Raw genomic sequence first — 18,720 nt, 5'->3', positions numbered from 1 at the left:
GCAAGTTCTGGGAATTTAGGTTATGAATTGGATGTAACCAAATTATCCGTGCAGGATAAGGAGACCATAAAAGAACAAGTTGAATTTTATAAAAGAAATAAAGAAATAATACAGTATGGAAATTTTTATAGAATAAAAAGTCCTTTTGATAATTTTTATGAGACTTCGTGGATTTTTGTTGATGATGAGAAAAACAATGCATTATTCTATTATTTTCAGATTTTAGATAAGCCAAACGGGTCATTAAACAAGCTTAAAATGACGGGGTTAGACCCGAATAAAAATTACAAATTTGATAATGGTAAAGTTTATGGAGGAGACGAATTGATGTATAGGGGAGTTATTTTAGACCCGTCTTTGAGTGGAGACTTCCAAGGACGCCGTATTATTTTGAATGCTTTAGAATGAGTTATTAATTTCATAATTCAAATTTATTTGTTCTATAAAATATTAATTAGCATTTTGATAATGCATGAATTCAAAAGAATTTGAACAGAATAAAATTATTAATGATGGTTTTTCGTGGTTGATAGAGCAAATTATAGTTCAAGAATGAGTACAGGAAATGAGATACAGATTTTTGGAACGACTTAATGGATGACTATGAAATTCCTCATAGTGAAGAAGATGCATTTTTTGATTCTTTTAAAGAGAATTAAATGATTGCTTGGTAAAATTTATTAAGCTGTCGGGCTGTTATATTTTAATCTAAATCTTCCAGTAAATCTTCCGAAACTTTTCGAGCGACCTGTGATTATCAGTCATGTACATTTTTCATCTAAATTGCTTAATACCAACGTTTTGAGCGACATGTCAGGTTCATTAATGCCCATTTTTTAACACTGGCAGTGTAGAGGTCAGCGGTTCGAGCCCGCTTATCTCCATTTTAATAAACGTTGAAGGAACGCCATTTCTGGCGTTCTTTTTTTATTTTTATAGTTTGAAATGGGTAAGTAGGAGAGCTTATATTAGTTTTCTACCTATACAAAAAAACACTCCCACTAATAGGAGTGCCTCAGTATTAACTTTTAAATGCTTTGCTATAATAGTGGTGTAGATCAGCAGTCTTGTCACGCCACTGAAGAGGTTCCCCATTAACCATTTGAAGGAATACATCTAAACATCTATGCCAGCCTACCGCAGTGTTCACTGCCCAGGAAACATCATCAAAAGTATGAGTGAATTGTATTGTACACCCATTATTTTCTTCCAATGAGATACTAACTAAATCATCTATTTCACGAAAACTAAATAGATACGGTTCTCTTAGTTCTGTAATAGTAGCATAATAAATTGAACCTTCCTCATCATCAAAAACAATCTTGCCTCCAAGTGCAAGATTCATCTCACCAGTAGCAAAAGGGTACCACTTGGAAAAAGAATATGAATCCGTAAGCACAGAAAAAACATGTTCAGGGTTCTTTAAAGTGAATCGTTCGAACGTTAATTGGTAACGGCCGTTTAACTCTGTTAATGTTCCGTAATCTGACACTTATTTATTCCTCCCATAGAAATCATTCTCTTATGATGTATTGTCAGTGCAGACTTAAATTCATCCGATATAAACATTAAAATAGATTAGCTATTAAAACAAATGTTAGAGTACTGGCCGTGAGTCAATGAAGAAAAAATTACTCTTCTTCGCTACCGCCCAAGACTTCAATGCCATCTGGTAAGGCGAGTGGGTTATCTTTGTCTATACGGTCATAAAACATAACCCCGTTTAAATGGTCAATTTCATGTTGGGTCACAATAGCTGGAAACTCTCTTAATCGTTTTTTTTGTTTTTTGCCGTCTTTATCGAAATATTCTACCGTGATGCGTTTATGTCTAGGCACATATCCTGGAACTTCTCGGTCTACAGATAAACACCCTTCACCGTCAGCTAAACAGGTTTGTTGTACAGAGTGACTCACTATTTTAGGATTATACAATATTTCACTAAAATCAGATTCTGGCTTCTCTTCGGGATCACTTGAAGGAATATGAACGGCAATGATACGTTTTGACACATTTACTTGAGGTGCTGCAATGCCCACACCTGCTCTTAATTCATATTTTTCAGCAATTTCAGGATCTTGACTATTTTTTAAAAACTGTAACATCTCTTCTGCTAATTCAATCTCTTTTTCATCTAAAGGAAAGGTCACTTCTTCTGCTACTTTACGTAAAGTAGGGTGTCCTTCTCTAATGACATTCTCCATTGTTAACATAAACTAAATCCTCCTTAATATAACTCACTGTTTATTTTAACAGGTTTACGCCTTATGCGCATCCCATTCTATTAATTGATGAAAATGACGCATTATAACAAGTTCACCTAATCACATGGGCTCCGTTATCTTCAAAATGACTGGTACAAGAAACAGATATCTGACTCTCTTATATAACAGTTTTAAAAGCTGTACTACTTCACTTATTCATTTTTGAAAATATAATTTTTTTTCAGAGTGAGACAGAACCTTTGTGGTTAAAGTCACAATGCGTTAAAAAGCCTTTTATAACGCACATTCTCATTGTTTTCTTAAGTTCTTATTGCTTGCAATTTGGATAAAATCATGATAAATTGAATAAGGATTGAGAAAAAATGTAACAGTAGGATACAACTGTTATACTCAAAAAGAAAACAACAAGAGAGGAATGGGTAATCTATGGCAAAGCAACCAGTTGATTACGAAGCATTATTAAGTTCGATTGAAGCTTCGTTTCCGATGGTTCAGATATTAGATAAAGATGGAAAAGTTGTTAATGAAGACATCATGCCAGATTTATCTGATGAAGAATTAGTAGAATTGATGGAAAGAATGGTATGGTCAAGAGTTCTTCATGATCGTTCTATGGCATTAGCTCGTCAAGGACGTTTAGGATTCTATGCACCTACTATGGGACAAGAGGCTTCTCAATTAGCAAGTCATTTTGCTTTCAAAAAGCAAGACTGGCTATACCCAGGATATCGTGATATTCCACAGTTAATCCAACACGGTTTACCTGTATCACAAGCATTCTTGTGGTCACGTGGACATGTAGAAGGTAACAACTACCCTGAAGACCTACATGCAATTCCACCGCAAATCATCATTGGAGCTCAGTTTATCCAAGCAATGGGTAACGCAGTTGGTCAAAAATTAGCTGGTAAAGAAGATGAAGTAACATTCACATACACTGGTGACGGTGGTTCTTCTCAAGGTGACACTTACGAAGGAATTAACTTCGCAGGACGTTACAAAGCTCCAGTTGTATTTTTCATCCAAAACAATGGTTATGCTATCTCAACTCCTCGTGAGAAACAATCTGCAGCAGCAACATTAGCTCAAAAAGCAGCAGCAGCAGGAATTCCAGGAGTGCAAGTTGATGGAATGGACCCATTAGCAGTATATGCTGTAACAAAACAAGCACGTGAGTGGGCAGCAGCAGGAAATGGTCCAGTACTAATTGAAACAATTACGTCTCGTTTCGGACCTCACTCAACATCTGGTGACGATCCAACTAGATACCGTGAACAAGAATCATTTGACTACTGGGAGCAAAGAGATCCACTTATTCGTTTCCGTAACTACCTGAAAGAAAAAGGCTTATGGTCAGATGAAAAAGAAGAAGAATTAATTGAAAAAACTAAAGAAGAAGTAAAAGAAGCAGCTAAAGAAGCAGACCAAGTACCAAAAATGAAAATCTCAGACTTCTTGAAGAGTATGTACAATGAGCCTGGTCAAAACATTGTAGAACAGATTGAGAAATACGAAGCAAAGGAGAGTAAATAAACATGGCGAATCTTACAATGATTCAAGCGATCACTGAAGCCTTAGATCAAGAAATGGCCCGTGATGAAAAAGTCTTGATATTCGGAGAAGACGTAGGTAAAAACGGTGGTGTTTTCCGTGCTACTCAGGGTCTTTTCGATAAATATGGCGAAGATCGTGTGAGTGATACGCCTCTAGCTGAGTCAGGAATCGGTGGAATGGCTTTCGGTTTAGCTATCCAAGGTTTCCGTCCAGTTATGGAAATCCAATTCTTCGGATTTGTATTTGAAGTAATGGATTCCATCGTAGGTCAAATTTCTCGTACGAACTACCGTATGGGTGGTAAACAACCTATGCCTGTAGTTATCCGTTCACCATTTGGTGGGGGAGTAGCAACTCCAGAAATGCACGCAGACAGCTTAGAAGGTTTAATGGCTCAGTCACCAGGTCTTAAAGTGGTTATCCCATCAAACCCATATGATGCAAAAGGTTTAATGACAGCTGCTATTCGTGATGAAGACCCAGTTGTATTCTTAGAACACATGAAGCTATACCGTTCTTTCCGTGATGAAGTACCTGAAGAAGAGTACACTGTTCCTCTAGGAAAAGCGAATGTAGCAAAAGAAGGTTCTGATATTACAGTTGTTGCTTATGGTTATATGGTTAGAGAAGCCCTTAAAGCAGCTGAACAATTAGAAAAAGACAACGTATCTGTTGAAGTTATTGATTTACGTACTGTTTCTCCTGTTGACTATGAAACTATTATTGAATCTGTTGAAAAAACAGGTCGTATGGTGATGGTTCAAGAAGCTCAGCGTCAAGCTGGAGTAGGAAATACAGTCATCTCTGAAGTATCTCAACGTGCTATCCTTTCATTAGAAGCACCAATTGGTTTTGTTTCTGCACCTGACACAGTTTATCCATTTGGACAAGCTGAAAACCAGTGGTTACCAAGTGCAACTGACATTACTGAAGCAATCAAAGAAGCAGTTGAATTTTAATTAATATGAATTAACTCAACGGAAGGAACATTCTTTCATCTCGATAAAGTATTGAGGAGGGTTTGTTCCTTCTTGAGTAATGAATAGACATGACACGATTAATTTAAGAAGGGAAGAGAAATTATGGCTTTTAAATTTAAACTCCCTGATGTTGGGGAAGGTATGGCAGAAGGCGAAATCGTCAGCTGGTTAGTATCTGAAGGCGACACAGTTGAAGAAGGCGATTCTATTGCTGAAATTCAAAATGATAAATCCGTTGAGGAATTAGCTTCTCCGGTTGATGGCACAATTAAAAAATTCTTAGTAGAACCTGGTACAGTTGCAAATGTTGGAGATCCTATTGTTGAGATTGATGCAGAGGGATACGAAGACGATTCAGATGATTCATCAGAGGAAAGCTCTGAAGAAGTAGCAGCTGAAACAGAAATGTCTTCTGAAGAAACAGCTGCTGGAGCAGAAGAAACAGACCCAGCTCAATCTGAAGGAGAAGCAACAGGTGAGGTTGTTAAAACATCTGATCCAAATAAACGAGTATTAGCTATGCCTTCAGTGAGACAGTATGCACGTGAAAAAGATGTAGACATCAGCTTAGTTGAAGCGACTGGTAAAGGTGGACGTACGACAAGAGAAGACATCGACAACTTTGTTGAAGGTGGAGGAGCAGAAGCTGCTTCAACTCAAGAAGAAACGTCTCAAGAAACAGCAGCACCAGCTTCATCTGGTAAAGCTATTTCAGCGGATGCTAAACCATTCAAATCTGGTCGTTCTGATCAAGAAACAAGAGAGAAAATGTCAACAACTCGTAAAGCTATTGCAAATGCAATGACTAACAGTAACTTGACTATTCCATCTGTGGCTTTATTTGATGAAGTTGTTGTTGATAAATTATGGGATCACCGTAAGAAATTTAAAGATATTGCAGCTGAACAAGATGTTAAATTGACATTCTTACCTTATATCGTTAAAGCTGTTATCGCAGTATTGCGTAAATTCCCAGAATTAAACACTTCTTTAGATGATACGACAGATGAAGTGGTTTACAAAGATTACTATAACATCGGTATTGCGACGGATACTGAGCGTGGACTATACGTTCCTGTTATCCAGGATGCAGACAGTAAAGGCATGTTCCAAATTGCTAAAGAAATTACTGAATTATCTGGTAAAGCTCACGATGGAAAACTTAAAGGCAGTGAAATGGCTGATGGTTCAATCTCAATCAGTAACATTGGTTCTGTAGGCGGAAGCTTCTTCACACCAATTATTAACCACCCAGAAGTGGCTATTGTTGGAGTAGGACGTATCGCTCAAAAACCAGTTGTTAATGCTGAAGGTGAAATTGTTCCAGCACGTGTTCAAGAATTATCACTTGTATTTGACCACCGTGTGATTGATGGTGCGACTGGACAACAAGCAATGAATGAATTGAAGAGATTACTTGCTGATCCTGAATTATTATTAATGGAAGGATAAGGTGAAACGTAAATGGTAGTAGGAGATTTCGCAATTGAATTAGATACAGTAGTTATTGGTGCCGGCCCTGGTGGGTATGTTGCAGCTATTCGTGCAGCTCAAATGGGACAAAAAGTAGCTGTTGTTGAAAAAGAATATATCGGTGGTGTCTGCTTAAACGTTGGATGTATTCCTTCTAAAGCATTGATTGCTGCTGGACATAAATTCCAGGATTCTTTAGACTCAACAGCATTCGGTGTTTCTAGCGAAAACGTAACAATCGATTTTGCTAAAACACAAGAGTGGAAAGACAATCAAGTTGTTTCTAAATTAACTAAAGGAGTAGAAATGCTTCTTAAGAAAAACAAAGTTGAGATTCTTGAAGGAGAAGCTTTCTTTGTTGATGAAAACACACTGCGTGTTATGGGTGAAGACAGTGCACAAACGTACTCATTCAATCATGCTATTGTTGCAACTGGTAGCCGTCCAGTTCAAATCCCTGGATTCAAATTCAGTGACCGTGTACTAGATTCTACTGGTGCATTAAACCTGAAAGAAATTCCAGAGTCTATGGTTATTGTTGGTGGAGGATACATCGGTTCTGAATTAGCTGGTGTTTACTCAAATCTTGGAACGAAAGTAACCATTCTTGAAGGTCTTCCTTCAATCTTAAACGGTTTTGACAAAGACATGGTTAAATTAGTTGAGAAAAACTTTAAAGACCGTGGAGTTGAAATTGTTACTGAAGCAATGGCTAAAGAAGCAGTTGTCAACGACAATGGTGTAACAGTTAAATATGAAGCGAAAGGTGAAGAACAATCACTTGACGTTGATTATGTGTTAGTTACAGTTGGTCGTCGTCCAAACACTGACGAATTAGGCCTAGAACAAGCGGGAGTTGAAGTGGATGACCGCGGAATCGTTCAAGTTGATGAACAAGGACGTACATCTACTAAGAACATCTTTGCTATTGGAGATATTGTTCCAGGTGCGGCTTTAGCTCATAAAGCAAGTTATGAAGCTAAAATTGCTGCTGAAGCAATCTCTGGTAAGAAAGTTGCTGTAGACTACCGTGCTATGCCAGCTGTTGCCTTTACTGATCCTGAAATTGCTTCTGTTGGCTTAACAGAAAGCGAAGCGAAAGAAGAAGGATTAGATGTTAAAGCAACAAAATTCCCATTAGGTGGAAATGGCCGTGCGATTTCCTTGAATGCAACAGAAGGATTCGTTCGTTTAATTACTACAAAAGAAGATAATGTGATCGTTGGAGCTCAAGTAGCTGGTATCAGCGCATCAGACATTATTGCTGAACTTGGTTTAGCTGTTGAAAGTGGAATGAATGCAGAAGATATCGCATTAACGATTCATGGTCACCCATCTCTAGGTGAAGTGGTTATGGATGCGGCAGAAGCTGCTTTAGGTTTACCAATTCATATGTAAGATTATTGGATAAAGATCTTTAGTGTAAAAGCTAAAGGTCTTTTTCTTTATATAAAAATATCAAACTCATCCTTTTTGCTTTTAGCAGGATAGTCTATTATGATTAGTTTAAAGATATGAAATGAGGGATTGAATGGATAAGATAAATAAGCGCCATAAGCTGGTTACAACATGGATTAAAGAAGCAGCTGAGTTTATTCTTGACAATAAAGATAATATTGACGTGGAAGAAAAAACGAGTATAAATGATTTAGTGACGAATATGGATAAAGGGATTGAAAAGGAATTAGTCAAAAAGATTAGAGAAACCTACCCTGAAGATCGTATCGTCAGTGAAGAGGGGTACGGAGATGACGTTGAAGAATTAGATGGAACAGTCTGGTTTTTAGACCCCATTGACGGCACGTTAAACTTTGTCACACAGCGAGAGAATTATGCTGTGATGATCGGTATCTTTGAAGATGGAATAGGACAGCAAGCCTACGTATATGACGTCGTGCAGGATAAATTGTATTCCGCAATTAAAGGACGCGGAGTTAGTTGCAACGAACAAACACTTGAAGTGCCAAAAGATCGTTCTTTAAATGAGGGCGTAATTGGCGTGAGTTCTGTTTTGTTAGTTGAAAATAAATTCCCATTCGTGAGAGAGATAGGGAAAGCGAGTCTAGGTACCCGTGTGATTGGTTCTGCTGGACTTGAGAGTGTGGAAATGGTCAAAGGGAATACGGTTGCTTACATCGCAGCTAATTTAAAACCGTGGGATGTGGCTCCAGGGCTAATGTTTATGGAAGAGCTTGGCATGAAAGCCACACGTTTTGATAACAGCCCTATTAATTTACTGGAGAATAATGATACAGTTCTAGGAACAGAAGCTGCTCATAGACAAATTATGGACAAAATAAATCCTAAATAAATAGTTGTGTTTTTACGTAAGTTACTGGTATAATACTCACTGCAACAATAAGAGGAAATTTGGGAAGCATTTATTCTTGAGTTTGAATCTATCAAGAATAAGTGCTTTTTTTAATGCGATTCTATGAAAACCAAGTAATTGTTTTCATAGAAAACAATTTAGAATAATTAGATTCACGCAACTGTAATTGGAGGTTTATTTATGAAAAAAAGAGAAGATATTCGCAATATAGCTATAATAGCTCACGTAGACCACGGTAAAACAACATTGGTAGATGAATTATTAAAGCAATCAGATACATTGAACGCTAGAAGTGGATTAAGTGATAGAGTAATGGATTCAAATGATATTGAAAAAGAACGTGGCATTACCATCCTATCTAAAAATACTGCTGTAAATTATAAAGACCACAAAATCAATATTTTAGATACACCAGGGCACGCTGATTTCGGTGGAGAAGTGGAACGTATTATGAAGATGGTTGATGGGGTTATTTTAGTCGTAGACGCTTATGAAGGAACTATGCCTCAGACACGTTTTGTATTAAAAAAAGCGTTAGAACGTAAACTACGCCCGATTGTCGTGGTTAATAAAATTGACAAACCTACTGCAAGAGCTGAAGAAGTAGTTGATGAGGCATTAGATTTATTAATTGAATTAGATGCAGATGAAGAACAATTAGAATTTCCAGTAGTTTATGCATCAGCTTTAAATGGAACAAGTAGTTTATCTGATAATCCTGAAGACCAGGAAAAAACGATGGCACCTGTTTTTGAAAGCATACTAAAAGAAATTCCTGCTCCGATTGACAACAGTGAGGAACCCCTTCAATTCCAAGTGTCTCTTTTGGATTATAATGACTATGTCGGAAGAATTGGAATCGGTAGAGTCTTTAGAGGAAAAATTAAAGTGGGCGATCATGTCACACTTAGTAAACTAGATGGAACGACTAAAAACTTCAGAGTGACTAAATTGTTTGGTTTCTTTGGATTACAAAGAGTAGAAATAGAATCAGCTTCTGCAGGGGATTTAATTGCCGTTTCTGGTTTTGAAGATATCTTTGTTGGAGAAACAGTTACACCAGCTGATCACATTGATCCTTTACCTGTCCTCCATATTGATGAACCAACCTTACAAATGACATTTGCAGTAAACAATTCTCCATTTGCCGGGAGAGAAGGTAAATGGGTAACTTCTAGTAAATTGCAAGAACGCTTATCGGTTCAGTTACAGACGGACGTTTCATTACGAGTGGATAATACAGATTCACCTGATGAATGGGTCGTATCTGGACGTGGTGAGTTACACCTGTCTATTCTTATTGAAAACATGAGAAGAGAAGGCTATGAATTGCAAGTATCCCGTCCTAAAGTTATCTTAAGAGAAGTCAACGGACAAACCTGTGAACCGTTTGAGCGTGTACAGATTGATACGCCTGAAGAATACATGGGTTCAGTTATTGAAAGCATGGGACATCGTAAAGGTGAAATGCTGGATATGGTCCATTCAGGTAATGGGCAAGACCGATTAGTCTTCTTAGCTCCGGCTCGTGGGTTAATTGGATTCACTAACGAATTCTTATCCATCACTCGAGGATACGGCATAATGAACCACACATTTGACCAATATTTACCTTTACTTGATGGCAAGATGGGTGAACGCCGAAATGGTGCGCTTGTTTCAATGGAAAACGGACCAGCTACCACATACAGCATCATGAACTTGGAAGATAGAGGAACTATCTTTATTGAACCAGGTACCGAAGTATACGAAGGTATGATTGTGGGACAACACAATAGAGAAAATGACTTAGCAGTTAACGTCACAAAAGAAAAACAAAAAACAAATATTCGATCAGCGAATAAAGACCAGACGAACGTTATCAAACGTCCACGTATCTTAACTCTGGAAGAGTCGTTAGCCTTTATCGGTGATGATGAGTACTGTGAAGTCACTCCAGAATCAATTCGATTAAGAAAACAAATTCTAGATAAAAATGCGAGAGAGAAAGCAGCTAAAAAAGCGAACAACTAAAGTGTACCGTTTGTTTGAAAGATGAAGGATTTGATTTCTTTACCTCCTGATATATGCTATACTTATTTCAAATAAGTAGGATGAGAAAAGGAAGGAAATGCTAATGGATCAGTTAAAGAATGAATTGGCCAGAGAAGTTTTAAAAGATGATGCCAAAAAGATTACAGCATTAATCGAAAACCAAAAACATTTATGCGTGTCTTGTCCTGCATTTGAAGAAGTCATTGATACTCAAATGTTTGGTTTCTCTAAAAAAGTCGAATTTGCTATATCCATGAATATGATTGAAGAAGAAGAAGGACAATTAATGTTAAGTACTTTAGAAAAGCATTTAAACGATGTTTACTCTAATGCATTTGAACAAAATAAAAATAATTAATTAAAAATGTCCCTCTCATTGAGAGGGATTTTTTGTTATACTGTACAAAACACGTGAGAAGGTGAAAGTGATGGAAGAAAGAAAAAGTGAGCGTGTGGGCATTGTAGTCTGGCTCTACACAACCAAATATATAAATAAACTAAAAAGATATGGATTAGTGCACTACGTTTCTAAAAAGATGAACTATGCCATTATTTATGTCGATCGGAAAGACAGAGAATCAATCAGCCATACTATAAGTAAACAACATTTTGTAAGACAAGTGGAAGATTCCCATTCATGTGATATTCCAAAGACATTTGATGGCATACTAGAGAAAGTAGAAGAACTGACATTAAGTAAAAAAGAAGAAGCAGTATCAAAAGAAGTGATATAACATATAAAGAGGACGATAAGATGAGAGTAGTATCTGGAGAATATGGTGGCCGGCCATTAAAAGCAGTAAAAGGAAAAAATACCCGACCCACTACCGATAAAGTGAAGGAATCTCTGTTTCATATGATAGGCCCTTATTTCAGTGGGGGAACAGCATTGGATTTATACTCTGGGAGTGGCTCTTTAGGTATTGAAGCTGTATCAAGAGGAATGGACCAGGCTTATTTAGTGGATAAACACCCATTAGCTATAAAAACGATTTATGAAAATGTAGCGATGACTAAAGAAGCAGACAAATTCATCGTTTGGAAAAAAACAGATCAGCAAGCTTTAGATTGGCTCCAAACGCATACAATTATGTTTGATCTTGTATTGCTTGATCCACCCTATGAAAAACAAGATTTAGGTACGATTATTCATCAGCTTATTTCTTCAAAGCTAGTCAATCCAAAAGCGTTAATTGTGTGTGAAACAGACAAAGATACGGTACTGGATATAAGCCATACCCACTTAACTCTTTTGAAAGAGAAGGTCTATGGATTATCAAAAATAACTGTGTACGAATGGAGGCCTGAAGATGACTAAAGCATTATATGTAGGGAGTTTCGACCCTATTACCAATGGACACATCGATATTATTAAAAGAGCCTCTCAGCTATTTGGTGAAGTCATAGTCGTTGCCAGCGCGAGTACGGCCAAAAAATATGTTTTTACATTGGAAGAAAGATTAAAACTGATAGAAACAAGCCTAGAACAATTAAATATAACGAATACCCAAGTGATGAGTTATGATGGCTTGACAATCAATTTAGCTGAGGAGCTTAAGGCTGATGTGCTAATAAGAGGGATACGCTCTGTTAAAGATATGGAGTATGAGTCAGATATAGCTCAATTAAATAAACTTCAAAACGATACGATTGAAACGGTGCTACTGTTTTCCGATGTGAAATACCAGTCTATCAGTTCAACTATGGTAAAAGAAATTGCTTTTTATAAGGGAGACCTCTCTGCTCTCGTTCCTGAGACTGTCGAAAAAGCCTTGACAGAGAAGTTTAACGAAAGAAGGTAAGAGAGCTTGGAAAAGAGAAAACGACTGTTTAAAGGGATTATTATCGTTTTATTTATATACTTTTTCTTTTTTCAAACGATTCCTTTTTATATTGAACGACCGGGTAGTGCCGTTGAAATAAACGAAATGGTCGAAGTAGATAATCAGACTGATGACAATCCTGGGAGTTACATGCTGACGACTGTTCAGTTATTCCAAGCAACTCCCTTTACGTACTTTTCACAGTATCTCCCCTTTTATACAGGAGTAAGTGAAAATCAGCTGCTTGGAAATTTTGAGGACTATGATTCTTATCTACTCCTGCAGCAGTATTATATGAATCATTCTGTCAATACAGCAAAAGCTGCAGCTTTTAATGAAGCCGATCTGCCATATCAATTGGAATTTTTCGGTGTATACGTTATGTCGATAGCTGAGGAGTCTGACTTTTACGATGAGTTACGAATCGGAGATAGCATTACAGAAATAGATGGAGAAAGCTTTTCTAACACTGAAGAGTTTATCCAGTATATTAGTGGAAAAAGTGTCGGAGAAACGGTCACCTTAACCGTTGATAGAGAAGGGGAAACGTTTCAAGTGAGTGGGGATTTAATAGAGCTAGAAGAAACAGCTCAACCCGGTATAGGAATTAGCCTAGTCACCCGATCCACTGTAGAAACGAGTCCGGAAGTCTCTATTTTTTCCGGGAATATAGGAGGACCCTCCGCAGGTTTCATGTTTGCCCTTCAAATATACACAGTCATTTCAGAACCTCATTTGAGAGGGGACCTTAATATAGCGGGGACGGGAACCATTACAGAGGATGGAACAGTCGGTCGTATTGGTGGGGTGGAAAAGAAAGTAGTCGCTGCAGACAATGAAGGAGCCTCTATTTTCTTTGTGCCGGATGATGAAGCCGATCCACTTACGATGGAAAGATTGCCAGATTGGCAGTCCAATTATGAAATGGCTCTTGAAGCAGCTGAGTATATTGACACAGATATGGAAATTATACCGGTTAAACATTTAAGTGATGCAATTAATTATTTGAATGAACTAAATGATTGAGATTAAACTTGTTTATTTTGTCCGTATGAGACAGACATAAACAAGTTTTTTTGTGTTAAAAAAATGAATTTCAAAATAAAAAGATAGTATATACAGTAGACAGATTCAAGGAAGGAGAAAAACGTGGACGTTTTAGAAAAACTAAAAGAGTTTAAGTGGCTTATTTTAAGTAGCTTCATCCTCTTGCTTTCAGTACTCCTTTTGGTTATTGGAAGCCAAAAAAAGGCAGAGCCGGCCCAAAGCGAAACTGATCCACTTGAAGAACTCTTATTACCAGGTGATTTACCTACTGTGACAGAAGCAGAAGAAGAAGGAGAGATTGATGAGATACCTTTTGTATTAGTGGATGTGAAAGGAGCCGTGCATCATCCAGGAGTTTATCAACTGGAAGGGAGCAGTAGAGTGATTGATGCTATAACTATTGCAGGAGGGTTGAAAGAGGAAGCCGTCACTAAACATGTTAACTTCGCTAAAGAATTAGTGGATGAAATGCTTATTTATATCCCCGTGGAGGGAGAAGAAATAGCCGAAATACCTCAGGAGGGTGAAGCAGGAGAAAATAACCAGAAAATAAATATTAACACAGCCAGTGCCAGTGAATTAGAGACGTTGAGTGGAATAGGCCCTCAAAAAGCTCAAGGGATTATACAGTATAGAGAAGAAGAAGGGGATTTTCAGACAATTGAAGAATTGACAAACGTATCAGGCATAGGGGAAAAAACGTTTGAAAAACTAAAGGATGCTATTATAGTAGATTGATAGATAAGATTGCCTCAAATGAATGGCTCTAGTATACTAAAAGAACGATAATCATTAATAAGTATGAGAATTGGGGTGTTCACTATGACCAAAAGAATTCCATGGGATCAATACTTTATGTCTCAGAGTATGTTGCTCTCCATGAGAAGTACTTGCACAAGATTAGCTGTGGGAGCAACGATTGTGAGAGAAAAAAGAGTCATCTCCGGAGGCTATAACGGATCAGTCAGTCATGATATACATTGTATTGATCAAGGCTGTTATGTCGTTGACGGACACTGTATCCGAACCGTTCATGCAGAAGCAAATGCCTTACTTCAGTGTGCCAAATTTGGAGTTGAAACAGACGGGGCAGATATATATGTTACACACTTTCCTTGTCTTCCATGTACTAAGTTGTTAATTCAAAGTGGCATTCATAAGCTCTATTATTTAAAAGACTACCGCAATCATCCTTATGCCATTGAATTGCTCGAACGGGCAGGTGTAGAAACAGAGAAAATAACTGTTCCTACTGACTTTTTCAAACAAATTGAATCCGTGTATGCTGATACCCCTTATGACTAATCAACAAGAGAAACAAGAATGAAAGGGAATTTTATTTTTGTTTCATTTCTTCTATTTCTATTCGGAGGGTACGTTTTATCTGGCAACTCCATTTGGTGGCTATGTGGGGTGTGCCTTTGGGTAGGGAGAATGTTGTTTAAAAAGAATATCCCTATCCTTATCTTATCTTTTCTCGTGTGTGCTCTTTTTTTTACACGTCACTTTATGATTAGTCAAGAGGAGTCTATTCTTCAGAATGAAGAAACCCAATTCTTGACACAGGTTAAACGAACGTCTATCACTATTGATGGCAGTCGACTAAACTTTCAAGGACGAGTGATAGTGGATGGGCAGGGAGAAGAGGTCGTCGTTCGGCACACATTCGCTAGCGAACGAGAAAAAGAACGATTTATTGTTGGCCAACATGATACATTTATTATAGAAGGAACCGTTAGCGATCCGAGTCAGGCAACTAACTTTTTCCAGTTTGACTATAGAAACTACTTAAATAAGAAACACATTTTTAAAACCGTAGAAGCAAAAAAACTGATACCGGTTGAAGGAGAGTCTTTAAATAAAACAATTGGTTATCAGATAGACACAATCAGGGATAGGGTGTTATCCTTTATAGATAAACGTTTGAGTGCCCAGACAGCCCTGTACATTAAAGCTCTTTTGTTCGCCGATAAACGAGATTTTGAGGAACCAGTCAATGCTTCTTTCAAGGAGCTAGGCATAGTTCATTTATTGAGCATTTCAGGTCTACATATCCATTTTTTAATAGAGAGCTTAAAAAAAGCTTTAAATAAAGCAAGGCTGACTAAAGAGACAAGTCGATGGATATTACTCATGCTGTTACCAGTATATGGGTGTATAACCGGTTTTGGTACAAGCGTATTTAGAGCTATAGGGCAGTCGTGGCTGAAAGTTTTCGGAGAAATGACGCATATAAAATGGACAACTTTAGACAGATGGAGTCTTGTTTTCTGTTTCTCTCTTCTGATTAATCCTTTTAACCTTCTTCAAGTAGGCTTTCAGTTAAGTTATTTTATGAGTTTGATAATTATTCTTTTGGTTAATCAGCCTTTTTATAAAAGCTACAATAAGATAAAAGCGTATATCGTACTGAGTTTTGTTTTGTTTCTTGGCTCTCTTCCGATTTTAAGCTACCACTTTTTTGAGTTTTCCTGGGGAGTGATCTTTCTAAACAGCCTTTATATTCCCTTTTTGTCTCTCTTATTTTTACCTATGCTGGTTTTCCTTTTTTTCTTTTCTCTATTTTTCTATCATACAAGGTGGTTTCTTTTTTTTATGAAGCTGACAGAAGCTGTCATCCATTTAATGGAAGAGACGACATTTTTTATTTCAGAACACACATCCTTTTCAGTTATCATAGGACGTTTACCGACGATAGCTTTGGTGAGTGCTGTTGTTTTCTTTATTTTACTTTTACTAATAATAGAACAAAAGAACGCGAAACTCAGATTATATGCTCTTCCTATTATAGGGATAGTGATAAGTGTTTTTTCTGTCCGGTATTCCCCTTTTGGGCAAGTCCACATGATTGATGTCGGACAAGGGGAGTCTATCTTAATCAAAGAGCCTTGGGGGAGAGGGAACTATCTTATAGACACTGGGGGACTGGCTAACTGGAATAGTGAAGAACCTTGGGAGGTCAGAAAATCTGCTTTTAATGTTGGGGAAGATATAGTGGTTCCTGTCCTGAAGTCTCAGGGAGTTCATCGAATAGAAACGGTCATCATTACACATTCGGACTGGGATCATTATGGTGGGTTGGATGACCTATCCAAACATCTGCCGATTAAGGCCGTATTAGCCACAGAGAGTACGTTAACAGATCCGGCCTTCTTAGCCAGCTTGCAGCATCTTCAATTAACAGATACAGATATGCTTAGTGTTGAAAAGCACCCTCTTGAAGCTCTACCAGAACAGCTGAGAGCACTGGACTCATTTCAACCTACTCAAGACAACAAGAATAATGAGTCTTTGATTTTGATTGGTTTAATAGGCGAATACACGTGGTTGTTTACAGGAGATTTAGAAAAAGAAGGAGAACAGAATCTGCTCAAGATGTATCCTAATATGACAGTAGATGTATTAAAGGTAGGTCATCACGGAAGTCAAACATCAACGACCGATTCTTTCTTAGATCATCTATCCCCTACATACGCTTGGATCTCTGCTGGAAAAAATAATAGCTATGGTCATCCTCATTCAGATGTCATGACTAGACTAGAGAAGAGAGAAATTGAGATTTATCAAACAAATGTCCAGGGAGCCATACAGTATAGGTACACAGATAGCTGGTTACTCGATAAGCTATTACATCAGGTATCCTTTATCCAGACTAAAAACATTGAGAAGGAGTAACATATGAAACAAGCAACAAAACAGTTAAATGAAATAAAGAAAAAAGAAGCTCTGCATCCCATTTATTTAGTTTGGGGGACCGAGACAATTCTATCTGAAGAAGTGGTCAAAGCTCTTACAGAACGAATGCGTCAGGATGGTGAAGACGACATGAATATGGCTCACTTTGATTTAAATGAGTCAAGCATAGATGATGTTATTTATGAAGCTGAAAGCTACCCGTTCTTTGGCGAAAAAAAGCTAATAGTCGTCCATTCCAGTTATATCCTCACCGGGAAGCAGGCACCGGCATCCATTGATCACAATCTAAAATTATTGGAGAGTTATATTGATAACCCGTCAGATTTTTCTATTTTAGTCTTTCTTGCCCCGTATGAAAAATTGGATAAAAGAAAGAAGGTCACTAAGCAGCTTTTAAAACAGGCAGAAGTCATCGATGCGAATCCCGTATCGGAGCAGGATACGGGGCGTTATTTAAGTCAGTACGCCAGCCAAGCCGGTTATGATTTATCGCGAGAGGCCTTGACCCTTCTCCTTCAGTTAACGGATAGAAACTTAACGAAGGCCCGTAAAGAATTGGATAAACTAATGCTCTATCATACGCAGAACAAAGTTATTTCGACAGAATCTATTCATTTACTGGTCCCGAAGTCTTTGGAACAGAACATCTTCGATCTAAACGATCGGGTCTTAAGAAAAGATGTCAAAGGCTCTATCGAATTGTACCAGGATTTACTCAATCAAAAAGAGGAACCGATCAAAATACTAGCTTTAATGATTGGAGAGTTCAGACTCCTCTTACAAGTCAAAATTTTACGCAAAAAAGGATACCAGCAAGCAGATATAGCCAGTATTTTAAAGATTCACCCTTATCGTGTAAAGTTAGCGATACAGAAGGAGAAACGATTCAAACAAGACATTTTATCACAGGCGCATCATTTTCTTATTCAGTCCGATTATGAGATAAAGAGTGGAAAAGCTCAGGCTAACCTGCAAATTGAACTCTTCATTTGGAAATTTTCTACCATCTCTTGATTAGAATAAGGAAATACAAAGTTTTAATTGAAAATATGGTTGGAGTGTTGTAAAATGGGGAATGTTGAATTAATCAACTAAATGTTATGTAGTTGAGAGAATGTTATGTCAAGAAACGACAATCATTTTTTATAACAAAAGCATAGAATAAAGGAGTGTTTTGAATGGCAAATACAGTTCAAACAATTAAGAGACAAAGACAAGACGTTAAGAAAAGAGAAAACAATCAAAGTCAAGTTGCTGCAATGAGAACAAAAGTTAAAAAGTTTGTAGAAGCAGCTGACAACAATGCGGATAACGCAGAAGAATTATATTCAGTAGCAGTTAGTGCTATTGATAAAGTAACAGCTAAAGGATTTGTACATCCTAATAAAGCAGCTAGAAAGAAATCTCGTTTAAGCAAACGTCTAGCTAAATAATGAATGAAAAGTATTCTCCAAGACCCTTCGTCTATGAGAATACTTTTTATTTGAAAAGAAAATGCTAAAAAGAGACAAAAAAGCACCTCTCATGGTATAATTAAATCATGAAAAATTTAAAAA

19 protein-coding genes are annotated in these 18,720 nt (G+C 37.4%); 17 read left to right on the top strand and 2 right to left on the bottom strand.

The features are described from left to right. Positions 1-408, top strand: a 408-nt coding sequence (locus ABDZ53_RS09415; RefSeq protein WP_343755882.1) for a GH36 C-terminal domain-containing protein, incomplete at its 5' end; no start/stop codon positions are given. A gap of 613 nt (positions 409-1,021) precedes the next feature. Here the strand turns inward: ABDZ53_RS09415 and ABDZ53_RS09410 are convergent. Both ABDZ53_RS09410 and def read right to left on the bottom strand, forming a co-directional pair. Then, positions 1,022-1,492, bottom strand: a complete 471-nt coding sequence (locus ABDZ53_RS09410) for an SRPBCC domain-containing protein (protein ID WP_343755880.1) — start codon at positions 1,490-1,492, stop codon at positions 1,022-1,024. Positions 1,493-1,631: 139 nt separating this feature from the next. Continuing rightward, a complete protein-coding gene (gene def, locus ABDZ53_RS09405; protein ID WP_343755878.1) occupies positions 1,632-2,213 on the bottom strand; it encodes a peptide deformylase in 582 nt (193 codons plus the stop codon). Between the two features lie 438 nt (positions 2,214-2,651). On the opposite strand from def, the gene pdhA reads away from it, so the two are divergent. The 16 genes from pdhA to rpsT all read left to right on the top strand — a co-directional run bounded on the left by pdhA (position 2,652) and on the right by rpsT (position 18,597). Beyond that, on the top strand, positions 2,652-3,758 hold the full coding sequence (pdhA, locus tag ABDZ53_RS09400; protein ID WP_343755876.1) for a pyruvate dehydrogenase (acetyl-transferring) E1 component subunit alpha: 1,107 nt from the start codon (positions 2,652-2,654) through the stop codon (positions 3,756-3,758). A gap of 2 nt (positions 3,759-3,760) precedes the next feature. Further along, a complete protein-coding gene (locus tag ABDZ53_RS09395; protein WP_343755874.1) occupies positions 3,761-4,738 on the top strand; it encodes an alpha-ketoacid dehydrogenase subunit beta in 978 nt (325 codons plus the stop codon). A gap of 123 nt (positions 4,739-4,861) precedes the next feature. After that, positions 4,862-6,211 carry a dihydrolipoamide acetyltransferase family protein gene (locus ABDZ53_RS09390; protein WP_343755872.1) on the top strand — a complete coding sequence of 450 codons (1,350 nt, stop codon included), beginning with the start codon at positions 4,862-4,864 and terminating at the stop codon, positions 6,209-6,211. Between the two features lie 12 nt (positions 6,212-6,223). Continuing rightward, positions 6,224-7,630, top strand: a complete 1,407-nt coding sequence (gene lpdA, locus ABDZ53_RS09385) for a dihydrolipoyl dehydrogenase (RefSeq protein WP_343755870.1) — start codon at positions 6,224-6,226, stop codon at positions 7,628-7,630. A 133-nt stretch (positions 7,631-7,763) separates the two neighbouring features. After that, the gene (locus tag ABDZ53_RS09380) at positions 7,764-8,543 is read left to right on the top strand and encodes an inositol monophosphatase family protein (protein ID WP_343755868.1); all 780 of its coding nucleotides are present in this window, start codon (positions 7,764-7,766) and stop codon (positions 8,541-8,543) included. A 201-nt stretch (positions 8,544-8,744) separates the two neighbouring features. Beyond that, positions 8,745-10,577, top strand: coding sequence for a translational GTPase TypA (typA, locus tag ABDZ53_RS09375; protein WP_343755866.1), 1,833 nt, complete (start codon positions 8,745-8,747; stop codon positions 10,575-10,577). A 103-nt stretch (positions 10,578-10,680) separates the two neighbouring features. Next, the gene (locus ABDZ53_RS09370) at positions 10,681-10,956 is read left to right on the top strand and encodes a DUF1507 family protein (protein ID WP_343755864.1); all 276 of its coding nucleotides are present in this window, start codon (positions 10,681-10,683) and stop codon (positions 10,954-10,956) included. Positions 10,957-11,026: 70 nt separating this feature from the next. Then, a complete protein-coding gene (locus ABDZ53_RS09365; protein ID WP_343755862.1) occupies positions 11,027-11,332 on the top strand; it encodes a YlbG family protein in 306 nt (101 codons plus the stop codon). Beyond that, on the top strand, positions 11,329-11,916 hold the full coding sequence (gene rsmD, locus ABDZ53_RS09360; RefSeq protein ID WP_343755891.1) for a 16S rRNA (guanine(966)-N(2))-methyltransferase RsmD: 588 nt from the start codon (positions 11,329-11,331) through the stop codon (positions 11,914-11,916). The genes ABDZ53_RS09365 and rsmD overlap by 4 nt, the downstream gene beginning before the upstream one ends. After that, complete coding sequence (gene coaD / locus ABDZ53_RS09355) at positions 11,909-12,400, top strand: pantetheine-phosphate adenylyltransferase (protein ID WP_343755860.1); 492 nt, start codon at positions 11,909-11,911, stop codon at positions 12,398-12,400. Before rsmD ends, coaD begins: the two co-directional genes overlap by 8 nt. Before the next feature lie 6 nt (positions 12,401-12,406). Continuing rightward, a complete protein-coding gene (locus ABDZ53_RS09350; protein WP_343755858.1) occupies positions 12,407-13,447 on the top strand; it encodes a SepM family pheromone-processing serine protease in 1,041 nt (346 codons plus the stop codon). A gap of 123 nt (positions 13,448-13,570) precedes the next feature. Next, positions 13,571-14,206 (top strand): helix-hairpin-helix domain-containing protein, encoded by a 636-nt coding sequence (locus ABDZ53_RS09345; protein WP_343755856.1) that lies wholly within the window; start codon positions 13,571-13,573, stop codon positions 14,204-14,206. An 84-nt stretch (positions 14,207-14,290) separates the two neighbouring features. After that, the gene (locus ABDZ53_RS09340) at positions 14,291-14,773 is read left to right on the top strand and encodes a ComE operon protein 2 (protein ID WP_343755855.1); all 483 of its coding nucleotides are present in this window, start codon (positions 14,291-14,293) and stop codon (positions 14,771-14,773) included. 18 nt (positions 14,774-14,791) lie between these two features. Further along, positions 14,792-17,143: a DNA internalization-related competence protein ComEC/Rec2 gene (locus ABDZ53_RS09335; protein ID WP_343755854.1), complete on the top strand. Its 2,352-nt coding sequence runs from the start codon at positions 14,792-14,794 to the stop codon at positions 17,141-17,143. Between the two features lie 3 nt (positions 17,144-17,146). After that, positions 17,147-18,178, top strand: a complete 1,032-nt coding sequence (holA, locus tag ABDZ53_RS09330; RefSeq protein WP_343755853.1) for a DNA polymerase III subunit delta — start codon at positions 17,147-17,149, stop codon at positions 18,176-18,178. Between the two features lie 164 nt (positions 18,179-18,342). Then, on the top strand, positions 18,343-18,597 hold the full coding sequence (rpsT, locus tag ABDZ53_RS09325) for a 30S ribosomal protein S20 (RefSeq protein WP_343755852.1): 255 nt from the start codon (positions 18,343-18,345) through the stop codon (positions 18,595-18,597). Positions 18,598-18,720 lie beyond the last annotated feature (123 nt).

Source organism: Alkalibacterium iburiense (assembly GCF_039521845.1).
GTDB lineage: Bacteria > Bacillota > Bacilli > Lactobacillales > Carnobacteriaceae_A > Alkalibacterium > Alkalibacterium iburiense.
This window is presented reverse-complemented; position numbering and strand designations above follow the sequence as displayed.